The organism is Bradyrhizobium cajani (assembly GCF_009759665.1).
In the GTDB taxonomy this organism is placed as follows: domain Bacteria; phylum Pseudomonadota; class Alphaproteobacteria; order Rhizobiales; family Xanthobacteraceae; genus Bradyrhizobium; species Bradyrhizobium cajani.
The window spans coordinates 1-19,967 of record NZ_WQNE01000064.1 but is presented as its reverse complement, the minus strand read 5'-3'; the positions used below and the strand labels follow the sequence as shown (position 1 = coordinate 19,967).

The following is a 19,967-nucleotide window of genomic DNA, read 5'->3' as shown; positions in this document are numbered from 1 at the left end:
GCTGCCGCACGAACCGTCGACGCCGTCTGCGCCGCAATCGGCCACGCACTCGATGCCTTCACCTCCGAGGAGTGCGCCAACTACCTCAAAAATTCAGGCTATCGAACTTAATGCCATCACGCTTTAGGTTGTTGTTTGAGCATGATCTTTTCGGAAAACCGCTGCGCACTTTTCCGGATCATGCTTTAGATCACGCCCTTGCGGATCAGGAAGCATCCATAGCCCCTGTTATCGCCAACCTGCACGACGCCGAAGCCCGCCGCTGCCGCGCGGTAAAAATCGGGGCGCGAGAGCTTGCCGGGACTGACCGGACGGCCCGCGGCGCGTTCGATCTCCGCCAGCACCGCGCGCTGCACTTCGGGGACGCGGTCGGCATCGTCGACCGGGATCATCACGCGCACCGGATCGGGATCGAAATCGTCAAGCGGGTAGACCGACATGATGGCGCGGATGGCCGTCTCCATGCTCATGCCCGGCAAGTGGATCAGGCGCTGTGAGGACGTTGCCGCGGCGATGCGGGCGGACGGGTGATTGGCATCGACGAAGACGAGGTCGTCGCCATGGCCCATCGCGGCGAGCAGCCAGAGCAGGTCGGGCGTGAGGATTGGATCGATCGATTTCAGCATGTTGGCTCTATCCCCGAACATTTCGTTCGCCGGCAACCGGCCGTCAACCATAGCATGTTCCAAGCGTGATTCAGATGAAAGCCCGCCAGGCCGAGGTCGCCCGCCACGTCAACGAATGGCTACACGCGCCCCAAGAGCCGAGTCGCTATCGGCATCCGCCAAATCGCCGGCATTCAAAGCAGACACGGCATTACGCCGATCTACGATTTTCTTGCCATACCGTCGCAGCGGCAGCTCGAAATATCGCAGTGATAGATCGCTGAGCAACGCGAGCAGCCCGACAACGGCAAGGATGATCACGGCCCTCATCACCCCTGTCGGCACCTCTCCAGGATGGGACCGTTCCCAGGTCTCACGCACAAAGGCAATCACGGGGTTGTGCATGAGGTACAGCCCGAACGACCTTGTCCCGATCCAGACCAGAATTGACCTCAGCAATCCGGGCGCGAGCAGGTATCCACTGTTGAAGGACGTAATATAGACCAAGACGCCGCAGACCAGCGTTGTGACCAACGGGTAGAACGTGACCAGGCCAGGGCCGCCGCCCGCGGCGGCCAGCGCAAGCAGCAGGATGACAAGAAGTGGCCATCTCGCAAAACGGTTCTCTAGGAAGCGCGGGGTGAAGGCCACGTCAGCGGCGCTCTGCTTGAATAGTGCGATCAGCACGCCGAGCGAAATCGCGTCGAAGCGGGTCATCCAGGCCAGAGATGTCAGCTCTCGCGTCGCTGTCCAGAGGATGACCGCGGCAAGCGCAAGTACCATGGCGCGACGCGGAAGCAGAACGAGCAGCGGAAAGGCCAGATAAAACTGCTCTTCCAGACTGAGGGACCAGTAGACGCCTGAGGAGCCGCACCAGAGGTTCGGCGACGTCGTACAATGCGCGTAGTGAAAATTATAGACGTTGAGGGCGGCGGAAAGAAAATCGCCGATATTGCCGAGCAGGGTAAAGTAGGCCCCGGATCTGTTGTAGACGACCGACATGACGATCGGAATGAGCAGCCACAACCAGGCCAAAGGCATGATGCGGAAGGCGCGGCGTATCCAGAAATCGGTGACGACACGCCAATAGGCCAGCCCCCCCTTACCCGCGGCGAGAACGAAATCCCGATAGAATGCACGCGTGATGACGAATCCGGATACGCAAAAGAACAGATCAACACCAAAGGAGAAGTTCAGGTAGTTCTCGAATGTTGGCACGCGCCACCACAGCGCCGTACGATTGTGTGCAATCAGAACAAACAGGATCGCAATCGCACGTAGCACCTCGACTTCCGGCAGGATTCGATCGCTCGCACCACGTTGCCAATGGCGGTCATCCCCCGGTTTGCCGTGCATAATATCCACTCGACCATCGCTTCTTGGCGGCACGATCCTTAGATGCCACAGATAGAGCGCCCATTGCGCCTGAATACCACCCCTCCCCCTGGTCACGTCAATCCATAGCGGATCTGGGCCGCCGCTCCGATCGGGGTTTGCGACCGGCAGGTACTAAGACTGCCGCCGTTGTAGCAGCCGGTGCCGAAGCCGGGCCGGTCGAAATAGTGCCCGCCGCCGTGCCAGCGGTGATTGTGGGGAACATGGTCAACGTACCAAGGGTGCCGGTTTTCGTGCGCGAGACGTAGCATCGCGCCCTTGCGTTCGTAGAGCGGCAGGCCGTTGCTTAGCGGCTGACGATAGCCGGGCAAGAAGCCGTAGTCATGCGCCGCACCGGCTTCGGACGTTTACGAGAGGGATCCGCCAGCGCGGCGATGAGGACAGCAATAGCGCGAGGGCAACGGACAGGCATAGGACTCGCGGCATCGTCCGGCGATCGACAGGCGGTTGTCCGGGCGATGGTCGTCCAAATCGCGGTGCGAGGTTCCGCGGCCGGCATCACACCAAAACTCGGAGCGGCCGCGCGATCAAAGTCCGGCCTAAACCGTGCCGCCGAAACCTGTCCGGTCAGCAATTCCTTAACCAGGACGGGCACCCGGCCGTGACCTGGATCACGCTGGATGGCTGAGTGCGCGGCATCACGCTCCCCGGCTCGAACGCGCCTTAGGTTGGGCGCAACCAATCTCGCATCGAGATGAGTGCCAAAGGAGCACGCCATGTTCCGCCTGAAGCCTTTCCTGATGACAGCAGGCCTTCTGGGAAGCCTGTTCGGCTTCGCCTGCGGGCCCGTTTCCGCGCAGGTCGCCCCCGTCGCGCCGGCCCCGACCGCGCTGCAAGGCCCGGAGCAGCGGGTCGCGCTGGTGATCGGCAATTCGAACTACCAGAACGCGCCGCAGCTGCAAAATCCCGACAATGACGCCCAGTCGATGGCCCAGTTCCTGAACTCGGCCGGCTTCGAGGTGGTCGCCGCCACCGACCTTGGCCAGAACGACATGCTGCGCGTGGTGCAGGACTTTTCCGCAAAAGTGTCCGCGCGCGGCCCGAACACCGTGGCGATGGTCTACTATGCCGGTCATGGCGTGCAGCTCGCCGGCGAGAACTATCTCGTTCCCGTCGATGCCAAGGTGTCGAGCCCGACCGAGCTCGTCAGCAACTCGGTGCGCCTCGTCGACGTGATGTCGACGCTGGAGACGATCCCGAGCCGCATGCGGATCGTCATCCTCGATGCCTGCCGCAACAACCCCTTCCCTCAGGTCAACGACGCTGGCCGCGGCCTTGCCATCGTCGATGCGCCGAACGGCTCGATCGTCGGCTACTCGACCGCGCCGGGCGCCGAGGCGCTCGCCGGCACCGGCGGCCACAGCCCGTATACGCAGGCCTTCCTGAACGTCGCGCGCGAGCCCAACGTGCCGATCGAGCAGTTGTTCAAGCGCGTGCGCCTCCAGGTGAACCAGACCACCAGCGGCGCGCAGATCCCATGGGAAAGCTCGTCGCTGACGTCCGACTTCACCTTCTTCGGCGACACCGCCGTTGCCGCAAGCCGCGCGCCGGTGAATGCGCCGGTGGTGCAGATGGCCTCCAACCTGCCGAGCCGCTCGACGCGCCAAGCCTATGACTACGTCGTGTCCGAGGGACGGCCGGAGTATTATCAGGAGTTCATCCGGATGTACCCGCACGATCCGCTGTGCGACCACGTCCGCTGGCTGCTCAACAATCTCCTGCTCTCGCAGGCCTGGCACAAGGCGGTGCTCGTCAACTCGCCGCTCGGCTACCAGACCTTCTATGATGGCTACAAGAGCAGCCCCTATGCGCAAGTGGCGCTGAAGCTCGCCGCGCAGCCGAAGCTGATCCCCCTGCTGCAGCCGACGAAGTTCCTGGCCCCGCAGACCATCACGCCGACGCTGAAGTTCGGCAATCTCGGCCAATCGAAGTACATGCCGCTGCTACAGCAGGGCAATGGCGGTGCGCAGATGGGCGGCAACCTGCCGGTCATGCAGAAGCCGGTCGATGGCAATGTCATCGGCAAGCTCGGCAACAAACAGCCGAACCAGCCGAACGGCACGCCGTCGCAGACCCCGGGCAAGATCGTCACCCTGCCCGCGCCGACCAACACCACCAACCCCAAGGGCGGCATCGGCAAGATCGTGACGCTGCCCGCGACCAACACCACGCCGAACGGCGGCAACGCCAACGGCAATCCCGGCAAGATCGTGAGCATGCCGGTGAACGTCGGCAAGGGCGGCTCGACTGTCGAGACGAAGCCCGTCAACGTTCAGAACCACCCGATCCGCGTCAACAACGGCAACACCGGCATCGTGAAGCTCAACAACAAGCCGGTGAACAAGGTGCAGGTCCAGAACAGCCAGCAGAACAACCGTCCGCAGCTCAACACGATGCCGACCCGCGTGGTCAACAGCAGCAACAACTTCCGCCAGTCGATGAACCAGGCGCCGAGCATGAACGGTGGCGGCAACAACCGTCGCAGCGGCTTCATGCACTGATCGCGGACAACCACACAACGACAAAGGGGCGGAGCGGAAACGCTCCGCCCTTCTTCGTGTCAGCTCTTGAACACCGCCATTCCGGGATGCGCCGAGAGGCGCAGGCCCGGAATCCATTGTGCGGCAGAGTCGGCGGGGAAATGGATTCTCAGGTGCGCAATTGCGCACCATAGTTCGCGCTCGCGCGCGCCCCGGAATGACGCCTAAGCCACCAGCTCGGCGAACAGGTCGGCATCGACATTGCCGCCGGAGAGCACGATGACGACGTTCTTGCCGGCGACGTCGAGGCGTCCCGCCAGCAGCGCGGCAAGTCCCACGGCGCCGCCGGGCTCGACCACGAGCTTCAGCTCGCGATAGGCAAAGGCAACGGCGGCGCCGACTTCGGCGTCCGATGCCGTCACGCCGCGCGCGAGCAGCTTGCTGTTGATCGCGAACGTCATCTCGCCGGGCATCAGGGCCATCAGCGCATCGCAGATGGTGCGGCCGGCGGGCGGATGCGGCTCGCGGTGGCCTGCGGTCAGCGAGATGCCGTGATCGTCGAACGCTTCCGGCTCGGCCACCACGATCTCGGCTAGCGGATAACGCGCCTTCACGGCCGTCGCCACACCCGCGATCAGGCCGCCGCCGGAGGCCGGCGCCACCACGATATCGGGCGCAAGACCGAGTGTGGCCATGTCCTCCGCGATCTCGCGGCCGGCGGTGCCCTGCCCCGCGATCACGTAGGGATCGTCATAGGGCTTCACCAGCGTCGCGCCGCGCTTCTCGGCGATGCCGCGCGAGATCGCCTCGCGGTCGTCGCGGTCGCGATCATACAGCACGACCTCGGCGCCATAGGATTTGGTGCGCTCGCGCTTGGACAGTGGCGCATCCGCAGGCATCACGATGGTCGCATGCATGTCGAGGATCTTGGCCGCCGCGGCCACGCCCTGGGCGTGATTGCCGGAGGAGAACGCGACCACACCGCCGGCGCGCTTGTCCTGCGGGATCGAGAACACCTTGTTGAAGGCGCCGCGGAACTTGAACGAGCCGGTGCGCTGGAGCATCTCCGGCTTGAGGAACACTTTTGCACCGACACGCTCGTTGAGCACCGGAAACGACAACAGCGGGGTGCGGATGGCGAAGGGCGCGATCACGCGCGCCGCGGCATCGATGTCGGCAGGGCCGACCGGAAGGAGCTGTTCGGTCATGCCTGATCCTATCGCGGCCATTGAGCCGCGGGCAAGACACCTCCGCGCGAGGATCCAGAAGCGTTTTCGAGCGAAGTGGGTACCGGTTCGCGTCAAGAAAACGCGTCAAAACAAGATGCTACCCCGTCAGGCGACGAAGCGTTCCGGCTCCGCCCCGTTCCGGCCCGGCAACACCGCGCCGACCGCCTGGATGCTGGCGACAAAGGCCCGTGCCGAGGCCTCCCAGGTGTAATTGGCGGCGAACTCGACGCAGTCCTGGCGGGAGATATCGAGTGCAGCAAAGCAGGCGCTGCGCAGATCGTGATCGAGCGCGCCGACCGGCGCATCGCCGATCACGTCGCGGGGTCCCTTGACTGGAAAGGCCGCAACCGGCAGGCCGCTCGCGAGCGCTTCCAGGAGAACCAGGCCGAACGTGTCGGTCTTGCTCGGAAACACGAAGACGTCGGCCGCGGCGTAGATCTCCGCCAGCGCCTCGCCATGCTTCTCGCCGAGAAAGATCGCGTCCGGATAGGCTTCTTGCAGCGAGACGCGCGCAGGGCCGTCGCCGACGACGACCTTGGTGCCGGGCAGGTCGAGGTCGAGGAAGGCCTCGAGATTCTTTTCCACCGCGACGCGGCCGACCGACAGGAACACCGGCCCCGGCAGGCAGAGATCGATGCTGCGGGGATGGAACAGCCCGGTATCGACGCCACGCGGCCACAATACGACATTGTCGAAGCCACGCTCGCCGAGCTCCTGGGCGAGCGCCGGGGTCGCCGCCATCACGGCGCTACTCGGGCTGTGGAAACGACGCAGCGCCCGCCAGATCAGGGAGCCGGGAACCGGCACGCGGGCGCGGACATATTCGGGAAAGCGGGTGTGGAAGCTGGTCGTGAACGGCAGCTTGCGCTGGCGGCAGTAGCGGCGGACCATCAGGCCGATCGGCCCCTCCGTCGCGATGTGGATGCTGTCGGGGCGCGCCTCCTCGATCAGCCTTGCGATTCGCGCCGGGCGCGGCATCGCGAGGCGTACGTCGCGATAGCTCGGCATCGCGAAGGTTCGGAACGATTGCGGAGTGAGGAACGTGAACTCGACGCCGAGCCCCTTGGCGGCGTCAGCGAGCTTGGTCAGCGTCCGAACCACACCGTTGACTTGCGGGTGCCAGGCGTCGGTCGCGACCAGGATGCGCATCAGGCAGCCCGCGCCGCGACCTGCGGGACGGGCACCGCCTTCCGCAACTGGTCCGCCCAGGTGATGATCTCGAAATGGCCGTCGTCGTGCTCGACCAGCGCCGTGCAACTCTCGACCCAGTCGCCGCAATTCATGTAGCGGATACCGGCCTCGTCGCGGATCACGGCATAGTGGATGTGGCCGCAGATCACGCCGTCGGCCTCGTGGCGCCGTGCCTCGGCGGCGAGGGCCTGCTCGAACGCGCCGATATAGTTGACGGCGTTCTTGACCTTCTGCTTGGCCCATTGCGACAGCGACCAATAGGGCACGCCGAACATGCGCCGGAAGAAGTTGACAAAGCGGTTCATCTGGATGGCGAAGTCGTAGGCCTTGTCGCCGAGATGGGCGAGCCAGCGCGCGTTCTGTACCACGAGATCGAAGATGTCGCCGTGGATGACGAGATAGCGCTTGCCGTCCACGCCGGTGTGGACGGTGTTCTCGACGACGTCGATGCCGCCGAAATGTGTGCCGTAATAGTTGCGCAGGAACTCGTCGTGATTGCCGGGAATGTAGATGACCTTGGCGCCCTTGCGCGCCTTGCGCAGCAGCTTCTGGACGAGATCGTTATGCGATTGCGGCCAGTGCCAGCTCGACTTCAGCGCCCAGCCGTCGACGATGTCGCCGACGAGGTAAATGGTATCGGCATCATGATAACGCAGGAAATCGAGCAGAAGGTCGGCTTGAGAACCGCGGGCTCCGAGATGAACGTCGGAGATGAACAACGTGCGAAAGCGCCGCTCCGGGCTCTCGTCACTCACATCGTAACTTCCCATGCGCGCCAGCCTGTAACAATGTCCCGTGACAGGGGGATGACCAATTGAACCCTTGAGGCACCCTCGAATACGAATCAAACCTTGCCTCGCCCTCCCCGCGAATATCAGTCGCATGCGACAATCAGGCGACATGAAGCGGCAATGGTTGCCCGCAAAAGTCCGGAACCCCATCACCCCATTGGTTAACGGCGGAAGCCGTCGCGCCGCGCGAGGTCCGCGTCAGTAAAATTTGTGGAAATGATGGATCGGCCCGTGGCCGTGACCGACGCTGAAGCGGTCGGCGGCAGCGATCGCGGCGCTGATCCAGGCCTTGGCGTTGCGCACGGCACTCGTGAGGTCCTCGCCCTTCGCAAGGCCCGCCGCGACGGCCGAGGACAGCGAGCAGCCGGTGCCATGGGTGTTCTGGGTGGCGATGCGCGGGGCGGCAAGCGGGATCGTTTTCTCCGAATCGACGAGATAGTCGATGCTCTCGGCGCCCTCGCCGTGCCCGCCCTTGATCAGGACCGCGCGGCAGCCGAGCGCCAGCAGGCGGCGCCCCTGGCTTTCGATCTCGGCCTCGCTTGCCGCGACCGGCTCGTCGAGGAGCGCCGCCGCTTCGGGCAGGTTCGGCGTGAGCATCGACGCCAGCGGCATCAGCCTGGTGCGCAGGGCGTCGACGGCCTCGGCGGCGAGCAGGCGGTCGCCGGAGGTCGCGACCATCACGGGATCGAGCACGACGTGCCGCGGCGCCCAGCGCGACAGCGCGGCCGCGATCGCATCGATGCTCAAAGCCTGTGCCACCATGCCGATCTTCACCGCGCCGACATCGAGATCGGAAAACACGGCGTCGATCTGCGCGGTGACGAACTCGGCCGGCACGGCGTGAATGCCGGTGACGCCGCGCGTGTTCTGTGCCGTCAGCGCCGTGATGGCGGAGGCGCCATAGACGCCGAGCGCGGCAAAGGTCTTCAGGTCCGCCTGGATGCCGGCGCCGCCGCTGGAATCGGAGCCGGCGATGGTGAGCGCCACGGGCGTCGTCATCGCGGGATCCACCTGCTTGCTACGGGCTCCATCATGGCCTGTCCTAGCGCGACCATGGAACAGCGGCAAGCGGGCCGCGAATCACGCCGGTCACAATTCGGCGCGGCATGGCCCCCGCAATCGTGCGGGCTTGAAAAATCGAGCCGCGTCATAGCCTTGATGGCGTGCCCTTGGCGACTACACCGATGAGTGCGACGTTAGGTGGTGGAACCGTCAAGCGATGCCAATCGTGCACGTCTCCCCGGGGTGGAACTATGTGGGCCTATTTCGAACGTCTGCTCGACTCGTCGATGTTTTCGCCGCACGGCATCTGCCTGTTGTGGGAGCCCGAGCTGATCTGGCTGCATGTCGTCGCGGACGCCTGCATTGCGGCGGCGTATTTCTCGATCCCGTTTGCCCTTGCGATCCTCGTCATCAAAAGGCGTGACCTCAAGTTCGGCTGGGTCTATTGGGCGTTCGCGATCTTCATCATGGCGTGCGGCCTGACCCATGTGCTGTCGATCTACACGCTCTGGGTCCCGGCCTATGGCATCGAGGGCTTGGTCAAGGCGGCGACGGCGGTTGCATCCGTGTTCACGGCCGCCGCGCTCTGGCCGCTGCTGCCAAAGATCCTGACCATCCCCTCGCCGTTCGAGCTGCGGCAGGTCCAGGCCGCGCTCGAGGAGGAGGAGATCAAGATGCGGGACGCCACGCTGCTGCTGCGGCAGGTCGAAGATGCCCAGCGCGCAATGCGCGAGAGCGTGATACGCCTCACCGCCGTCGTCGAGACCGCGGTCGACGGCGTCATCCTGTTCGATGCGCAGAACCGGATCCTGCTGTTCAACCCGGCCTGCGAGCGCCTGTTCGGCTACCGCGTCGACGAGGTGATCAACCGGAACGTCGGGATGCTGATGCCCGGCGAGGCGAGCACCGCGCCCGACAGCAACGCGACACGATTTGCGACCGGCGGCGAGGCCGTCGGCCTGCGCAAGGATGGATCCGCCTTTCCGATGAATCTGTCGGTGGGCCAGGCGCGGCAGGACGGCGAATTGATCTTCGTCGGCATCGTCCACGACCTGAGCGCGCGCAAGCTGACCGAGCAGCAGCTCCAGCAGGCGCAGAAGATGGAGACCGTCGGCCAGCTCTCCGGCGGCATCGCCCATGACTTCAACAACCTGTTGACCGTCATGATCGGCAACGCCGAGCACCTCAGCGAGCAGCTCAAGGCGCGGCCCGACCTGCAGCGCTTTGCCGACGACATCTGCCAGTCGGGCGAGCGCGGCGCGGAGCTGACGCAGCGGCTGCTCGCGTTCAGCCGCCGCCAGCTGCTCCAGCCGCAACCGATCGATTGCCGCGGCCTGCTCGATTCCATGCTCAAGCTGCTCAAGCGCACCCTGCGTGAAGACATCGAGATCAGGACCGCCTCCGGGGCCGGCAAGATCCAGGCCTTTGCCGACCGCACCCAGCTCGAATCCGCGGTGCTCAACCTCGCGCTCAACGCGCAGGACGCCATGCCGGCCGGGGGGCACCTGACGCTGAGCACGGAGCTCGCGACCATCGACGAGGAATATCGCGCGCTTCACCCGGAGGTGACCTCCGGCAGCTATGCCCTGATCTCCGTCACCGATGACGGCGAAGGCATGACGCCCGACGTCATCGAACGCGCCTTCGAGCCGTTCTTCACCACCAAGGAAGTCGGCAAGGGCTCGGGCCTCGGCCTCAGCATGGTCTATGGCTTCGCCAAGCAGTCCGATGGCCACGTCTCGATCTACAGCGAGCAAGGCCTCGGGACGACGGTCCGGATCTACCTGCCGCGCGCCGACGCCGGCCGGTCCCTCGCCGACGCGCTGGAGAGCGAGGAGGCGGCGCCGCGCGGCTACGAGACGATCCTGATCGCGGAAGACGACCCGTTCGTCCGCTCCTCGGCCATTCGCAGGGTGGAGGCGCTCGGCTATCGCGTGGTCGCCGCCGTCAACGGCAAGGAGGCCCTGCAAGTGCTGCGCACCGATCCCAGCATCGACATGTTGTTCACCGACATCGTGATGCCTGGCGGCATGAGCGGCTGGGAGCTCGCCGAACAGGCCCGGCGGCTGCGCCCCGGTCTGCCGGTCCTGTTCACCTCGGGCTACGCGCTGGAGACCCTGGTCGAACAGGGCCGCGCGCATGCGCAATCGGTGGTTCTGACCAAGCCCTATCGCAAGGTCGAGCTCGCCCGGCGCATCAGGGACGCATTCGCCGCGGTGGCGGTGACCTCGTAGGACGGCCCTCGTCTGCGCGCCCCGGCGGCGTTTCCGGCGCTCCAGCAAGTTCGCTTGCCAAGCCCGGCCGGTTTTGGCCTATTAGAGCGTTTTCGAGCGAAGTGGACACCGGTTCGCGTGAAGAAAACGCGTCAATACAAGAATCTAGAGCATCGGTTCTGATTCCATCAGAACCGATGATGCTCTAGCCGGCCAGATATGCTTTCGGAGTGACCGCGATGGTACCCTTTTTCGTCCAGATCAAATGCAAGCTCGGCCAGTCCTATACGGTCGCGAATGCGCTCGCCGAAGCCGAGATCGCTTCCGAAATCTATTCCACCGCCGGCGACTACGACCTGTTGGTGAAGTTCTACGTCGACAAGGAGACCGACATCGGCCACTTCGTGAACGAGAAGGTGCAGGTGCTGCCCGGCATCCAGGACACCCGTACCATCATCACGTTCAAGGCGTTCGGGACGGGCTAGCTAGCTTCCTTCCTTGCGCTTGGGCGGCGTCGGCCCGTCCACCGGCGGCAGCGACTTCAGATAAGCGGCCATCGCGGCGCGATCTTCCGCCGTCAGCTGCGCCAGATTCTTGATCACGGGGCGCATCGCGCCGGAGGCGCTGTCGCCCTCGGGCATGTCGCCGGTCTCGAGAAAATCGGCGATGTCCTTCTCGCTCCATGTGCCGATGCCCTTCTGCGTGATGTTCGGCACCCAGCCCTCGCCGTCCGGATTGGGCCCGCCGGCGAAGCGCTCGCCGCGGATGATGCCGCCGAGGGAATTGCGCGGGCTGTGACATTCGGCGCAATGGCCGAAAGCGTTGACCAGATAGGCACCCCGATTCCATTGCGCCGAGCGCGATGGGTCCGGCACAAACGACCCGGTGCCCATGAACAGCAATTTCCAGATGCCGATATTGCGGCGGATGTTGAAGGGAAACGGAATGTCGTGATCGCGCGACCTGCCCTGCACGGCAGGCAGCGTCCTCAGATAGGCGAAGAGGTCGCGGACATCGTCGACCTTCGCAAGATGGTACGACGTGTAGGGGAACGCCGGGAAATAGTGCGTGCCGTCGGGCGCGATGCCCCGCATCACCGCGTTGACGAAATCGCTCTCGCTCCAGCGCCCGATGCCGTCATTGGGATCGGGCGAGATGTTGGGGACGTAGAACGTGCCGAACGGCGAGGCGAGCGCCAGGCCGCCACCGAGCCGCAAGCGATCGCCCTGGTTGGGCACGGCGTGACAGGACGAGCAGCCGCCGGCATTGAACATCTCCTTCCCGTTGGCGAGATCAGGCGCGCGCGTTGCCGCCGTGAGTGCCAGCGCGGCCGGCAGGCTCAGCCACCAATAGACGCCAGAAGCCGCAACCGCGGCGATCAGGACAGCAAGGATCGTTCGTCGCAGCATCGAGTTATTCCGTCGGGACCGCGGCGACCTTACGGATCATTCCGCCCCCGCTCCAGCCACGAATAATTTAGATGGCTTGACCGGACCGTGGGAATAAAGTCGGACGCGCACTGTTTGCAGGGGTGACAGCAATCAGGCGTCAACAGGGAGAGATCCATGAACAAAGCTCTTTTCGCCACGCTGGCTCTCGGAGCCGCCGTCGCATTCGCCGGCCCCGCCAGCGCTGAAAAGCTGAAGGCGACGCTGGACGCCAAGTCCGAAGTGCCCGCCGTCACAAGCAGCGGCACCGGAACGGCCGATCTGGATTACGACGCCGCCAGCAAGAAGCTCTCCTGGAAGCTCACCTATTCGGGTCTCTCCGGCCCCGCCACCGCCGGCCATTTCCACGGTCCCGCCGAGGCCGGCAAGAACGCCGGCGTCGCGGTCCCGATCGCCAATATCGCATCGAGCCCGGTCGAAGGCTCGGCGACGCTGACCGACGCACAGGCTGCCGATCTCCTCGCCGGCAAGTACTACATCAACATCCACACGGCCGCCAATCCGGGCGGCGAGATCCGCGGTCAGGTGATGAAGTAAGGCCGCAACGCGGCTTCAACGGCAAAGGCCGGACGCTCGGAGGGAGCGTCCGGCCTTTTCGATTCTTGGCGCCAGGCATGCCGCACGACCAAACCGCCTTGGCCGCCGTTGCGGCGACACGTTGCCGCGCTAGAGCATGATCCGGAAAAGTGCGAAGCGGTTTTCCCTCGCGACAAACGCGGAACGCGTTTGCGCGGAGATCATGCTCAAACAACAACCTAAAGCGCGATGATGATTCATCCTCATCTCATCGCGCTTTAGGCCGCACTCAGCGCCTGGGTGAGATCCGCGATCAGGTCCGACGGGTTCTCGATGCCGATCGACAGCCGGATCGTCGAATCGAGAACGCCGATTTTGTGGCGGATGTCGGCGGGAACGCCGGAATGGGTCATCGTCGCCGGCAGGCTGGCGAGCGATTCCGTTCCGCCGAGGCTCACCGCGAGCTTGAAGATTTGCAGCGCGTTGAGGAATTTGACCGCCGCGTCCTTGCCGCCTGCGATGTCGAACGAGAACGTGGAGCCCGCGCCGAGACACTGCCGCGCGAACACGCGTCCCGCCGCAGACGCCTCATCGTGATGGCCGAGATAGTGCACCTTCGCCACCTTGTCGTGATCGCGCAGATAATCCGCCACGACGCGCGCGTTGCCGTCGGCCTTCTCCATCCGAAGGCTCAGCGTCTCGAGCGACCGGTTGATCATCCAGCAGGAGTGCGGATCGAGCTGGGTGCCGATGGCGCCGCGCAGCGCCTTGATGCCCTTCATGATCGCCTTCGAGCCGAGCGCGGCGCCCGCGATCAGGTCGGAATGACCGCCGACATATTTGGTCAGCGAGTACAGCGAGAGATCCGCGCCATGCTCGATCGGCCGCTGGAACACCGGTCCGAGCAGCGTATTGTCGCAGGCGACGATCGGCGTGTGTCCCTGCGCCTTACCGATGGCCTCGGCTGTACGGCGCATCATCGCGATGTCGACCAGCCCGTTGGTCGGGTTGGCCGGGGTTTCGATCAGAATCATCGAAACCCGGCCCTTGCGCATGGCCTCTTCCGCGGCCTGGCCGACCGCGCCTTCATCGACGCCATCGGCAAAGCCGACCGCGCCGATCGACAGGCGCGCAAGCGTGTTCGTCAGCAGCGTTTCCGTCCCGCCATAGAGCGGTTGGGAGTGCAGAATGACGTCGCCGGGGCGGACGAAAGCGAGGATCGTCGTCGCGATGGCCGCCATGCCGGACGAGAACAGCGCACAGCTTTCGGTGCGCTCATAGACCGCGAGCCTGTCCTCGACGATTTCGCTGTTGGGATGATTGAACCGCGAATAGACGAGGCCCGCGCCCATGCCTTCCGGCGGCTCGCGCCGGCCGGCGACGAAATCGAAGAAATCCTGGCCATCCTCGGCCGTCTTGAACACGAAGGTCGAGGTCAGGAATACCGGTGGCTTGATGGCACCTTCCGACAGCTGCGGATCGTAGCCATAGGTCAGCATCAGCGTTTCCGGATGCAGCATATGGTTGCCGATATGGGTCTTCGATGGAAACGGTTTTGCCATGGCCTGTCTCGCTGTTTGAGATCCGCGCCGGGCGTTGGAACTCCGAACCTCGTGAGGCACCACCGCCGCGGCGGCTCGACCAAGGATAACCTCTTTGACAGCGATCCGTCAGGCCATGCGAACAGAATTCACGGCGGCGCTGGATGGAGCAATCCGGGACAGACCTATCCGCTTCTACTGGCTGGCGCGTCGGCCGTAGGCACCGTAGCCCGCATGAGCGCAGCGACATGCGGGGGGCGCTGGTCCCGGATGTCGCTACGCTCATCCGGGCTACGAACCTATGAACCTCGAGCCCGTTACTTCAGCTTCAACCGATACGTCTCGTGGCAATCACTGCAGCGGTCATTGATCGAGGTGTAGGCCGCCTTGAGACTCGCCACGTCCTTGATCTTGCCCTTGACCTCGGCAATCGCCTTCTGCACGGGCGGGATCTTGGAATCGAAATCGGCCTTCTGCTGCCACACCTTTGGCGACGAACCGTAGGTGGCGTCGACCACGTCCTGCTTGGGATTGACTTCGAAGGTCTTCGCGATCTTGGCGACGTCCGCCTCCAGATTGGCAATGGCCTCGTCGACTTGCTTCTGGTTGTAGGGAATGTCGCCCTTCGTCATCTTCTGGATGACGGTGTAGAGGCTCTTGGCCTGCGAACGCATCAGCTTGTCCTGCTGAACGGCAATCTCCTGCTGCGCCATCACGGCGCCCGCACCCAGAAGCAGGGTGCTCGCGACAATCATCGTTCGTTTCATTGGCTGGGGTCTCCGGCTCGCAGAGGTCTTGGGGATTGGCCATCGATGGATAGAACCCCGCGGCGGGCGTTTATTCCCGCCCGCGGGAAAGATCACCGTTCAGAGGCTGTGGCGCCGGTGATGCTCGTTGATCGCGATCCACACCCGCTCCGGCGTTGCCGGCATGTCGATGTGGTCGATCTTGTATTCGCGCCAGAGCCCATCGACGATGGCGTTGACGATGGCCGGGCAGGAGCCGATCGCGCCGGCCTCGCCTGCCCCCTTCACCCCCAGCGGGTTGGTCTTGCAGGGAACATTGCTGGTCTCGAACACGAAGGACGGCCCGTCGGCCGCCCGCGGCAGCGCATAGTCCATGAAGGTGGCGGTGATGAGCTGGCCATCGCCCGCGCCGTAGACCACTTGCTCCATCAGCGCCTGGCCGATGCCCTGCATGGCGCCGCCATGCACCTGGCCCGCCAGCAGCAGCGGATTGAGGGTCTTGCCGAAATCATCGACGATCACATAGTTGACGATCTTGATGATGCCGGTGGCCGGATCGATCTCGACCTCCGCCAGATGCGTGCCGTTGGGATAGGTGCCGTCGGCGCTGGCGAAGGTCGCGCTGCCGTTCAGCTTCGACGGATCGGCGCCGGGGCGCTTGGCAAGATCGGCGAAGGAGATCGAGCGGTCGGTGCCGGCGATCCGGATCACGCCGTCGGTGATCTCGAGGTCGCCCGCACTCGCTTCGAGCGCCTGCGCCGCGAACTCCTTCAGCTTCTTGCCCAGCTCGCCCGCAGCGCGCTCCACGCAGACGCCGCCCGTGGGAATCGAGGCCGAGCCGCCGGTGCCGAGGCCCGTCGCGATCTCGTCGGTGTCGCCCTGGCGGATATGCACGCGCTCCGGCGGCAGGCCGAACTGCTCGGCGACGATCTGCGCATAGGCGGTCTGATGGCCCTGCCCGCTTGATTGCGTGCCGATCAGGACGGTGACGTCGCCACCGGGATCGAGGCGGACATTGGCCGTCTCCTCACCCATCACGCCGCAAATCTCGACATAGCTCGCAAGACCAATGCCGCGGATCAGCCCCTGCTTCTTGGCCGCCTTGGCACGCTTGGGAAACTCCTTCCACTCGGCGATCTCCATCGCGCGCTTCAGATGCGCGGCGAAGTCACCGGAATCGTAGACCTTGCCGGTCGCGGTCTTGTACGGCAGCGCTTTCGGCGGGATGAAATTCTTGCGGCGGATGGCGTCCGGCGTCATGTCGAGTTTTCGCGCGCAGGCGTCCACAAGGCGTTCGATGACGTAGGCCGCCTCGGGCCGGCCGGCGCCGCGATAGGCGTCGACCGGCACGCTGTGGGTGAAGATGGTGCGCACCCGGCAATGGAAGGCCTGGATGTCATAGAGACCCGGCAGCATGCCGGCGCCGCCATGGGGGATGTAGGGCCCGAAGGTCGACAGATAGGCGCCCATGTCGCCCATCAGGTCGCAATCCATCGCGAGGAACTTGCCGTCCTCGGCCAGCGCCATCTTCGCGGTGGTGACGTTGTCGCGGCCCTGCGCGTCGCCCATGAAATGCTCGGAGCGATCGGCCGCCCATTTCACCGCCTTCTTCAGTTTTCGCGCCGCGACCGCCATCAGGGCGTATTCCCGGTACGGAAACAGTTTTGTGCCGAAGCCGCCGCCGACGTCGGGGCAGATCACGCGCATCTTGTCTGTGGGGATATTGAGGACGTTCTGGCAGAGGATGTCGCGCAGGCGGTGGCTGCCCTGGCTGCCGACCGTCAGCGTCAGATGGTCGCGCTTGGCGTCGTACTCGCAGACCGCCGCACGCGTCTCCATGAAGTTCGCGACCACGCGTGGATTGACGATGGAGATCTCGGCGACCGCATGCGCCTTGGCAAAGGCGGCCTCCGTCGCGGCCTTGTCGCCGATCGAGACGTCGAACAGCACATTGCCGGCCTTGTCGGGCCAGACCTGCGGCGCGCCATTCTTGACGGCGTTGACGACGCCGGTCACCGCCGGCAGCGGGCTCCATTTGACGTCGATCGCCTCGATCGCGTCGCGGGCCTGGTCGATGGTCTCGGCGACGACGAAGGCGACGGCATCGCCAACATGGCGCACTTCGTCCTTGGCCAGGATCGGATAAGGCGGGCCGGTGAAGGGGTCGGTCTCGAGGTTGAACAGGCAGGGCAGATTGCCGAGATCCTTGACGTCATCGGCGGTCAGGATCAGCGCGACGCCGGGGAGCCCGCGGGCACGGCTCACATCGATGGTGTATTTGGCATGGGCATGCGGCGAGCGCAGCATCAGGCAGCGCAGAGCAGCCTGCGGCGCGTAATCGTCGGTATAGCGGCCCTTGCCGCGGATGAGCGCGTCATCCTCCTTGCGCAGCACGCTTTGGCCAACGCCGAACTTGATGGGAGCCGCCATTTTGTTTTCCCGTTCTCATGGTTGTTTTGCCGGCATATTGCCGTGGAAAAAGTGGCAAGGCAAACGGGTTTAGCAGGGGCAGACCAGCCGCAGGAGCCCGCCAGGAGCGGGCGCCTTGAACGATATGCCGCGAAGCGGCAGCCCACCGCCTCCTCAACGAGTTACATCCCACGTTGGATCCAGAGATTCGTCGTGCGATCTCTCAGCCTCTCGATCGCACGTTCGGGCGCGATGGAATCGACCTCGCCGCGCGTCAGGCCGATATCCATCAGCTCCCTGTCATTCAGGTCCTGCAAGGTGCGCTGGCGCTGCGTCTGAAGCGCACGCCAAGACCGCTTGAGCAGGCTCAAGACGATGGAGAAGTCGAGGCCGCGCCTCGCGGCATTGCCCTTCGTTTCCGATGTGATGGTTGTCAGTTGTGGTGGCATCGAACGCTCCTGCTGTCGTGCCGGCAGGGAGCGTGGCCAAAGAAAAGGCCCCGTCCGATGCCGGCGGGGCCTGGTGGAAAAGATGTCGTCGTCGAAATCCTAGCGCACGACTCCTCCCACGGCCCAGCCAAAGCGGGTCATGTGGTTGAGGTTGACTTGGCGCGACGATTTGATCATGAGGCGTTCATAGCGGAGGAACCGCGCAAAATCAAGAGATGTACGGAGCTCGGCCACATCCTGAAGGCGAGAACCTCGCCTTAGCCGTCGCCTTGCCCTAGCCGCGCACCAGCGAGACCAGCCAGCGGCGGCCGAACAATACGAGAATCGCGAGCGCGTAGACGATTGTGCCCCCGACGGCCAACAGGGCCAGCGTCAATTCGTCGTGGAAGCGCACCGAGGCAAGATAGGCGCCGCCAAAGCGCGCGATCAGCCAGAAGGCGACGGCCAGGATGATCCCCGTCAGCAGGAATTTGGCGAGCGACAACAGCCAGGCGCGGTCCGGCACGAGAAAGCCGCGCCGCACGGCGAAGAACAGCACCAGCAAGAGATTGGTCCAGATCCCGACGGCGGTCGCGAGCGCAAGGCCGATCTGGGCGAGCGTCCCCATCAACGCGAACTTCAGCGCGACATTGACGGCGATCCCCGTCAGCGAGGCGCGGACCGGGGTCGCGGTATCCTTGCGCGCATAGAATGTCGCGACCGCGCTGCGGATCAGCACGGCCGGGATCAAGGCAATAGCATAGGCCGCGAGCGTTGCGCCGGCGGCCGCCGCGTCAGCCCTGGAGAAGGCACCATGGGCAAACAGCGCACGCATGATCGCGTCGGGCACGGTCAGGAAGGCGGCGACGAACGGCACCGAGAACAGCAGCGTGAAATCGAACGCACGGCGCTGCGACTTCATCGCACCGTCATGATCGCTGGCCGTGATTCGGCGCGACATCTCCGGCAGCAGCACCGTGCCGATGGCGATGCCGATGACGCCGATCGGCAGCTGATACAGCCGATCCGCGTAATAGAGCGCCGACAGCGCGCCCGCGGGCAGGAAGGTCGCGATGATGGTGTCGGCGAACATCGCCACCTGCGTGCCCATCGAGCCCAGCGTCGCCGGCCCGAGCGCCTTGAAGAATCCGCGGACGTCTTCGTCGAGCCTGGGCGGAGCAAAGCGCGGCAGGCCGCCATGGCGCGCCAGATCGCCCGCGAGCAGGAAATATTGCAGGAAACCCGAGATCAGAACGCCCCAGGCCGCCGCATGGCCCGCGCCGGGAAACCAGGCGGCGAGCGCCAGCGTCATCATCATGGAAACGTTGAGGAAGATCGACGCGGCCGCGGCGCTGGCAAAGCGCTGCATCACATTGAGCATGCCGCCGTAGAGCGTCACCAGCGTAATCAGCAGCAGATAGGGAAAGGTGATCCGGGTCAGCTCGATCGCGAGCTTGCGCTGCTCGGCATCCTCGCTGAAGCCGGGCGCAAGTAAGCTCATGGCCTGCGGCATGAACAGCCAGGCGACGACCAGCAGCAGAACTTGCGAGGCCAGCAGCAGCGTGAAGATGCGGTCGGCAAACAGTTTTGCCGCCCCCTCCCCGCGCTCGCCATGAACGTGCGCATAGGCCGGCACCCAGGCGGCGTTGAAGGCGCCCTCGGCAAAGATCGCGCGAAAATGATTGGGCAGGCGGAGCGCCACGAAAAAGGCGTCGGCCACGGGGCCAGCGCCGAGGATTGCCGCGAGCATGATGTCGCGGGCAAATCCCGTCAGCCGCGAGAGCAGCGTATATCCGCCAACCGTGAAGATGCGTCCGAGCATGCGTCTGTTTTAGAGCATGGCAAGATTAGGTCTAGGTGCTAGCGCGCCGGAGGTCCGCCCCCTCCCCCGCTTGCGGGGGAGGGTTGGGGAGAGGGTTTCTCCGCAAGCGAGAACCCCCAAGAGGAGAAAGCCCTCACCCGCGCCTTCGGCG

The 19,967-nt window shown here is 64.6% G+C and carries 17 protein-coding genes; 4 read left to right on the top strand and 13 right to left on the bottom strand.

The genetic code is table 11. The annotated features are described in order from the left end of the window. Window positions 1-185: 185 nt before the first annotated feature. From GPL20_RS37755 to GPL20_RS37745, 3 genes are all read right to left on the bottom strand, one after another. Window positions 186-626 (bottom strand): RbsD/FucU family protein, encoded by a 441-nt coding sequence (locus tag GPL20_RS37755; protein ID WP_157337692.1) that lies wholly within the window; start codon window positions 624-626, stop codon window positions 186-188. 108 nt (window positions 627-734) lie between these two features. After that, complete coding sequence (locus GPL20_RS37750) at window positions 735-1,961, bottom strand: acyltransferase family protein (RefSeq protein WP_246251286.1); 1,227 nt, start codon at window positions 1,959-1,961, stop codon at window positions 735-737. Window positions 1,962-2,053: 92 nt separating this feature from the next. Then, window positions 2,054-2,311 (bottom strand): hypothetical protein, encoded by a 258-nt coding sequence (locus GPL20_RS37745; protein ID WP_246251285.1) that lies wholly within the window; start codon window positions 2,309-2,311, stop codon window positions 2,054-2,056. A 405-nt stretch (window positions 2,312-2,716) separates the two neighbouring features. Between GPL20_RS37745 and GPL20_RS37740 the strand changes: the two genes are divergently transcribed. After that, the gene (locus tag GPL20_RS37740; RefSeq protein WP_157337689.1) at window positions 2,717-4,501 is read left to right on the top strand and encodes a caspase family protein; all 1,785 of its coding nucleotides are present in this window, start codon (window positions 2,717-2,719) and stop codon (window positions 4,499-4,501) included. Window positions 4,502-4,704: 203 nt separating this feature from the next. Here GPL20_RS37740 and GPL20_RS37735 read toward each other — a convergent pair whose 3' ends face one another. The 4 genes from GPL20_RS37735 to thiD form a co-directional block, all read right to left on the bottom strand. Then, complete coding sequence (locus tag GPL20_RS37735; protein WP_157337687.1) at window positions 4,705-5,688, bottom strand: threonine/serine dehydratase family protein; 984 nt, start codon at window positions 5,686-5,688, stop codon at window positions 4,705-4,707. A 126-nt stretch (window positions 5,689-5,814) separates the two neighbouring features. Continuing rightward, window positions 5,815-6,858 carry a glycosyltransferase family 4 protein gene (locus GPL20_RS37730; protein ID WP_157337685.1) on the bottom strand — a complete coding sequence of 348 codons (1,044 nt, stop codon included), beginning with the start codon at window positions 6,856-6,858 and terminating at the stop codon, window positions 5,815-5,817. Continuing rightward, window positions 6,858-7,670 (bottom strand): UDP-2,3-diacylglucosamine diphosphatase, encoded by an 813-nt coding sequence (locus GPL20_RS37725; protein ID WP_157337683.1) that lies wholly within the window; start codon window positions 7,668-7,670, stop codon window positions 6,858-6,860. Before GPL20_RS37725 ends, GPL20_RS37730 begins: the two co-directional genes overlap by 1 nt. A 219-nt stretch (window positions 7,671-7,889) precedes the next feature. Then, the gene (gene thiD / locus GPL20_RS37720) at window positions 7,890-8,690 is read right to left on the bottom strand and encodes a bifunctional hydroxymethylpyrimidine kinase/phosphomethylpyrimidine kinase (protein ID WP_157337681.1); all 801 of its coding nucleotides are present in this window, start codon (window positions 8,688-8,690) and stop codon (window positions 7,890-7,892) included. Window positions 8,691-8,944: 254 nt separating this feature from the next. On the opposite strand from thiD, the gene GPL20_RS37715 reads away from it, so the two are divergent. Both GPL20_RS37715 and GPL20_RS37710 read left to right on the top strand, forming a co-directional pair. Then, window positions 8,945-10,927 carry a PAS domain S-box protein gene (locus tag GPL20_RS37715; protein WP_157337678.1) on the top strand — a complete coding sequence of 661 codons (1,983 nt, stop codon included), beginning with the start codon at window positions 8,945-8,947 and terminating at the stop codon, window positions 10,925-10,927. Window positions 10,928-11,145: 218 nt separating this feature from the next. Next, a complete protein-coding gene (locus GPL20_RS37710) occupies window positions 11,146-11,391 on the top strand; it encodes an Lrp/AsnC ligand binding domain-containing protein (RefSeq protein WP_157337676.1) in 246 nt (81 codons plus the stop codon). Here GPL20_RS37710 and GPL20_RS37705 read toward each other — a convergent pair whose 3' ends face one another. Next, complete coding sequence (locus GPL20_RS37705) at window positions 11,392-12,315, bottom strand: c-type cytochrome (protein WP_157337674.1); 924 nt, start codon at window positions 12,313-12,315, stop codon at window positions 11,392-11,394. It lies immediately after the preceding gene. A 156-nt stretch (window positions 12,316-12,471) separates the two neighbouring features. Between GPL20_RS37705 and GPL20_RS37700 the strand changes: the two genes are divergently transcribed. Continuing rightward, a complete protein-coding gene (locus tag GPL20_RS37700) occupies window positions 12,472-12,891 on the top strand; it encodes a CHRD domain-containing protein (RefSeq protein ID WP_157337672.1) in 420 nt (139 codons plus the stop codon). 257 nt (window positions 12,892-13,148) lie between these two features. On the opposite strand, the gene GPL20_RS37695 is transcribed toward GPL20_RS37700, so the two are convergent. The 5 genes from GPL20_RS37695 to murJ form a co-directional block, all read right to left on the bottom strand. Beyond that, window positions 13,149-14,432, bottom strand: a complete 1,284-nt coding sequence (locus tag GPL20_RS37695) for a cystathionine gamma-synthase family protein (protein WP_157337670.1) — start codon at window positions 14,430-14,432, stop codon at window positions 13,149-13,151. 296 nt (window positions 14,433-14,728) lie between these two features. Further along, window positions 14,729-15,178 carry a cytochrome c gene (locus tag GPL20_RS37690; RefSeq protein WP_157337668.1) on the bottom strand — a complete coding sequence of 150 codons (450 nt, stop codon included), beginning with the start codon at window positions 15,176-15,178 and terminating at the stop codon, window positions 14,729-14,731. Window positions 15,179-15,277: 99 nt separating this feature from the next. Further along, complete coding sequence (locus GPL20_RS37685) at window positions 15,278-17,587, bottom strand: xanthine dehydrogenase family protein molybdopterin-binding subunit (RefSeq protein WP_157337666.1); 2,310 nt, start codon at window positions 17,585-17,587, stop codon at window positions 15,278-15,280. Window positions 17,588-17,748: 161 nt separating this feature from the next. Next, the gene (locus GPL20_RS37680; RefSeq protein ID WP_157337664.1) at window positions 17,749-18,015 is read right to left on the bottom strand and encodes a DUF1127 domain-containing protein; all 267 of its coding nucleotides are present in this window, start codon (window positions 18,013-18,015) and stop codon (window positions 17,749-17,751) included. Between the two features lie 274 nt (window positions 18,016-18,289). Next, window positions 18,290-19,816 (bottom strand): murein biosynthesis integral membrane protein MurJ, encoded by a 1,527-nt coding sequence (murJ, locus tag GPL20_RS37675; protein ID WP_157337662.1) that lies wholly within the window; start codon window positions 19,814-19,816, stop codon window positions 18,290-18,292. Window positions 19,817-19,967: the final 151 nt, after the last annotated feature.

Bases quoted from the DNA above. Each gene is read 5' to 3' on its own strand.
- GPL20_RS37755 (WP_157337692.1), bottom strand. From the start codon at position 626: ATGCTGAAATCGATCGATCCAATCCTCACGCCCGACCTGCTCTGGCTG.
- GPL20_RS37750 (WP_246251286.1), bottom strand. From the start codon at position 1,961: ATGCACGGCAAACCGGGGGATGACCGCCATTGGCAACGTGGTGCGAGC.
- GPL20_RS37740 (WP_157337689.1), top strand. From the start codon at position 2,717: ATGTTCCGCCTGAAGCCTTTCCTGATGACAGCAGGCCTTCTGGGAAGC.
- GPL20_RS37735 (WP_157337687.1), bottom strand. From the start codon at position 5,688: ATGACCGAACAGCTCCTTCCGGTCGGCCCTGCCGACATCGATGCCGCG.
- GPL20_RS37730 (WP_157337685.1), bottom strand. From the start codon at position 6,858: ATGCGCATCCTGGTCGCGACCGACGCCTGGCACCCGCAAGTCAACGGT.
- GPL20_RS37725 (WP_157337683.1), bottom strand. From the start codon at position 7,670: ATGGGAAGTTACGATGTGAGTGACGAGAGCCCGGAGCGGCGCTTTCGC.
- thiD (WP_157337681.1), bottom strand. From the start codon at position 8,690: ATGACGACGCCCGTGGCGCTCACCATCGCCGGCTCCGATTCCAGCGGC.
- GPL20_RS37715 (WP_157337678.1), top strand. From the start codon at position 8,945: ATGTGGGCCTATTTCGAACGTCTGCTCGACTCGTCGATGTTTTCGCCG.
- GPL20_RS37710 (WP_157337676.1), top strand. From the start codon at position 11,146: ATGGTACCCTTTTTCGTCCAGATCAAATGCAAGCTCGGCCAGTCCTAT.
- GPL20_RS37705 (WP_157337674.1), bottom strand. From the start codon at position 12,315: ATGCTGCGACGAACGATCCTTGCTGTCCTGATCGCCGCGGTTGCGGCT.
- GPL20_RS37700 (WP_157337672.1), top strand. From the start codon at position 12,472: ATGAACAAAGCTCTTTTCGCCACGCTGGCTCTCGGAGCCGCCGTCGCA.
- GPL20_RS37695 (WP_157337670.1), bottom strand. From the start codon at position 14,432: ATGGCAAAACCGTTTCCATCGAAGACCCATATCGGCAACCATATGCTG.
- GPL20_RS37690 (WP_157337668.1), bottom strand. From the start codon at position 15,178: ATGAAACGAACGATGATTGTCGCGAGCACCCTGCTTCTGGGTGCGGGC.
- GPL20_RS37685 (WP_157337666.1), bottom strand. From the start codon at position 17,587: ATGGCGGCTCCCATCAAGTTCGGCGTTGGCCAAAGCGTGCTGCGCAAG.
- GPL20_RS37680 (WP_157337664.1), bottom strand. From the start codon at position 18,015: ATGCCACCACAACTGACAACCATCACATCGGAAACGAAGGGCAATGCC.
- murJ (WP_157337662.1), bottom strand. From the start codon at position 19,816: ATGCTCGGACGCATCTTCACGGTTGGCGGATATACGCTGCTCTCGCGG.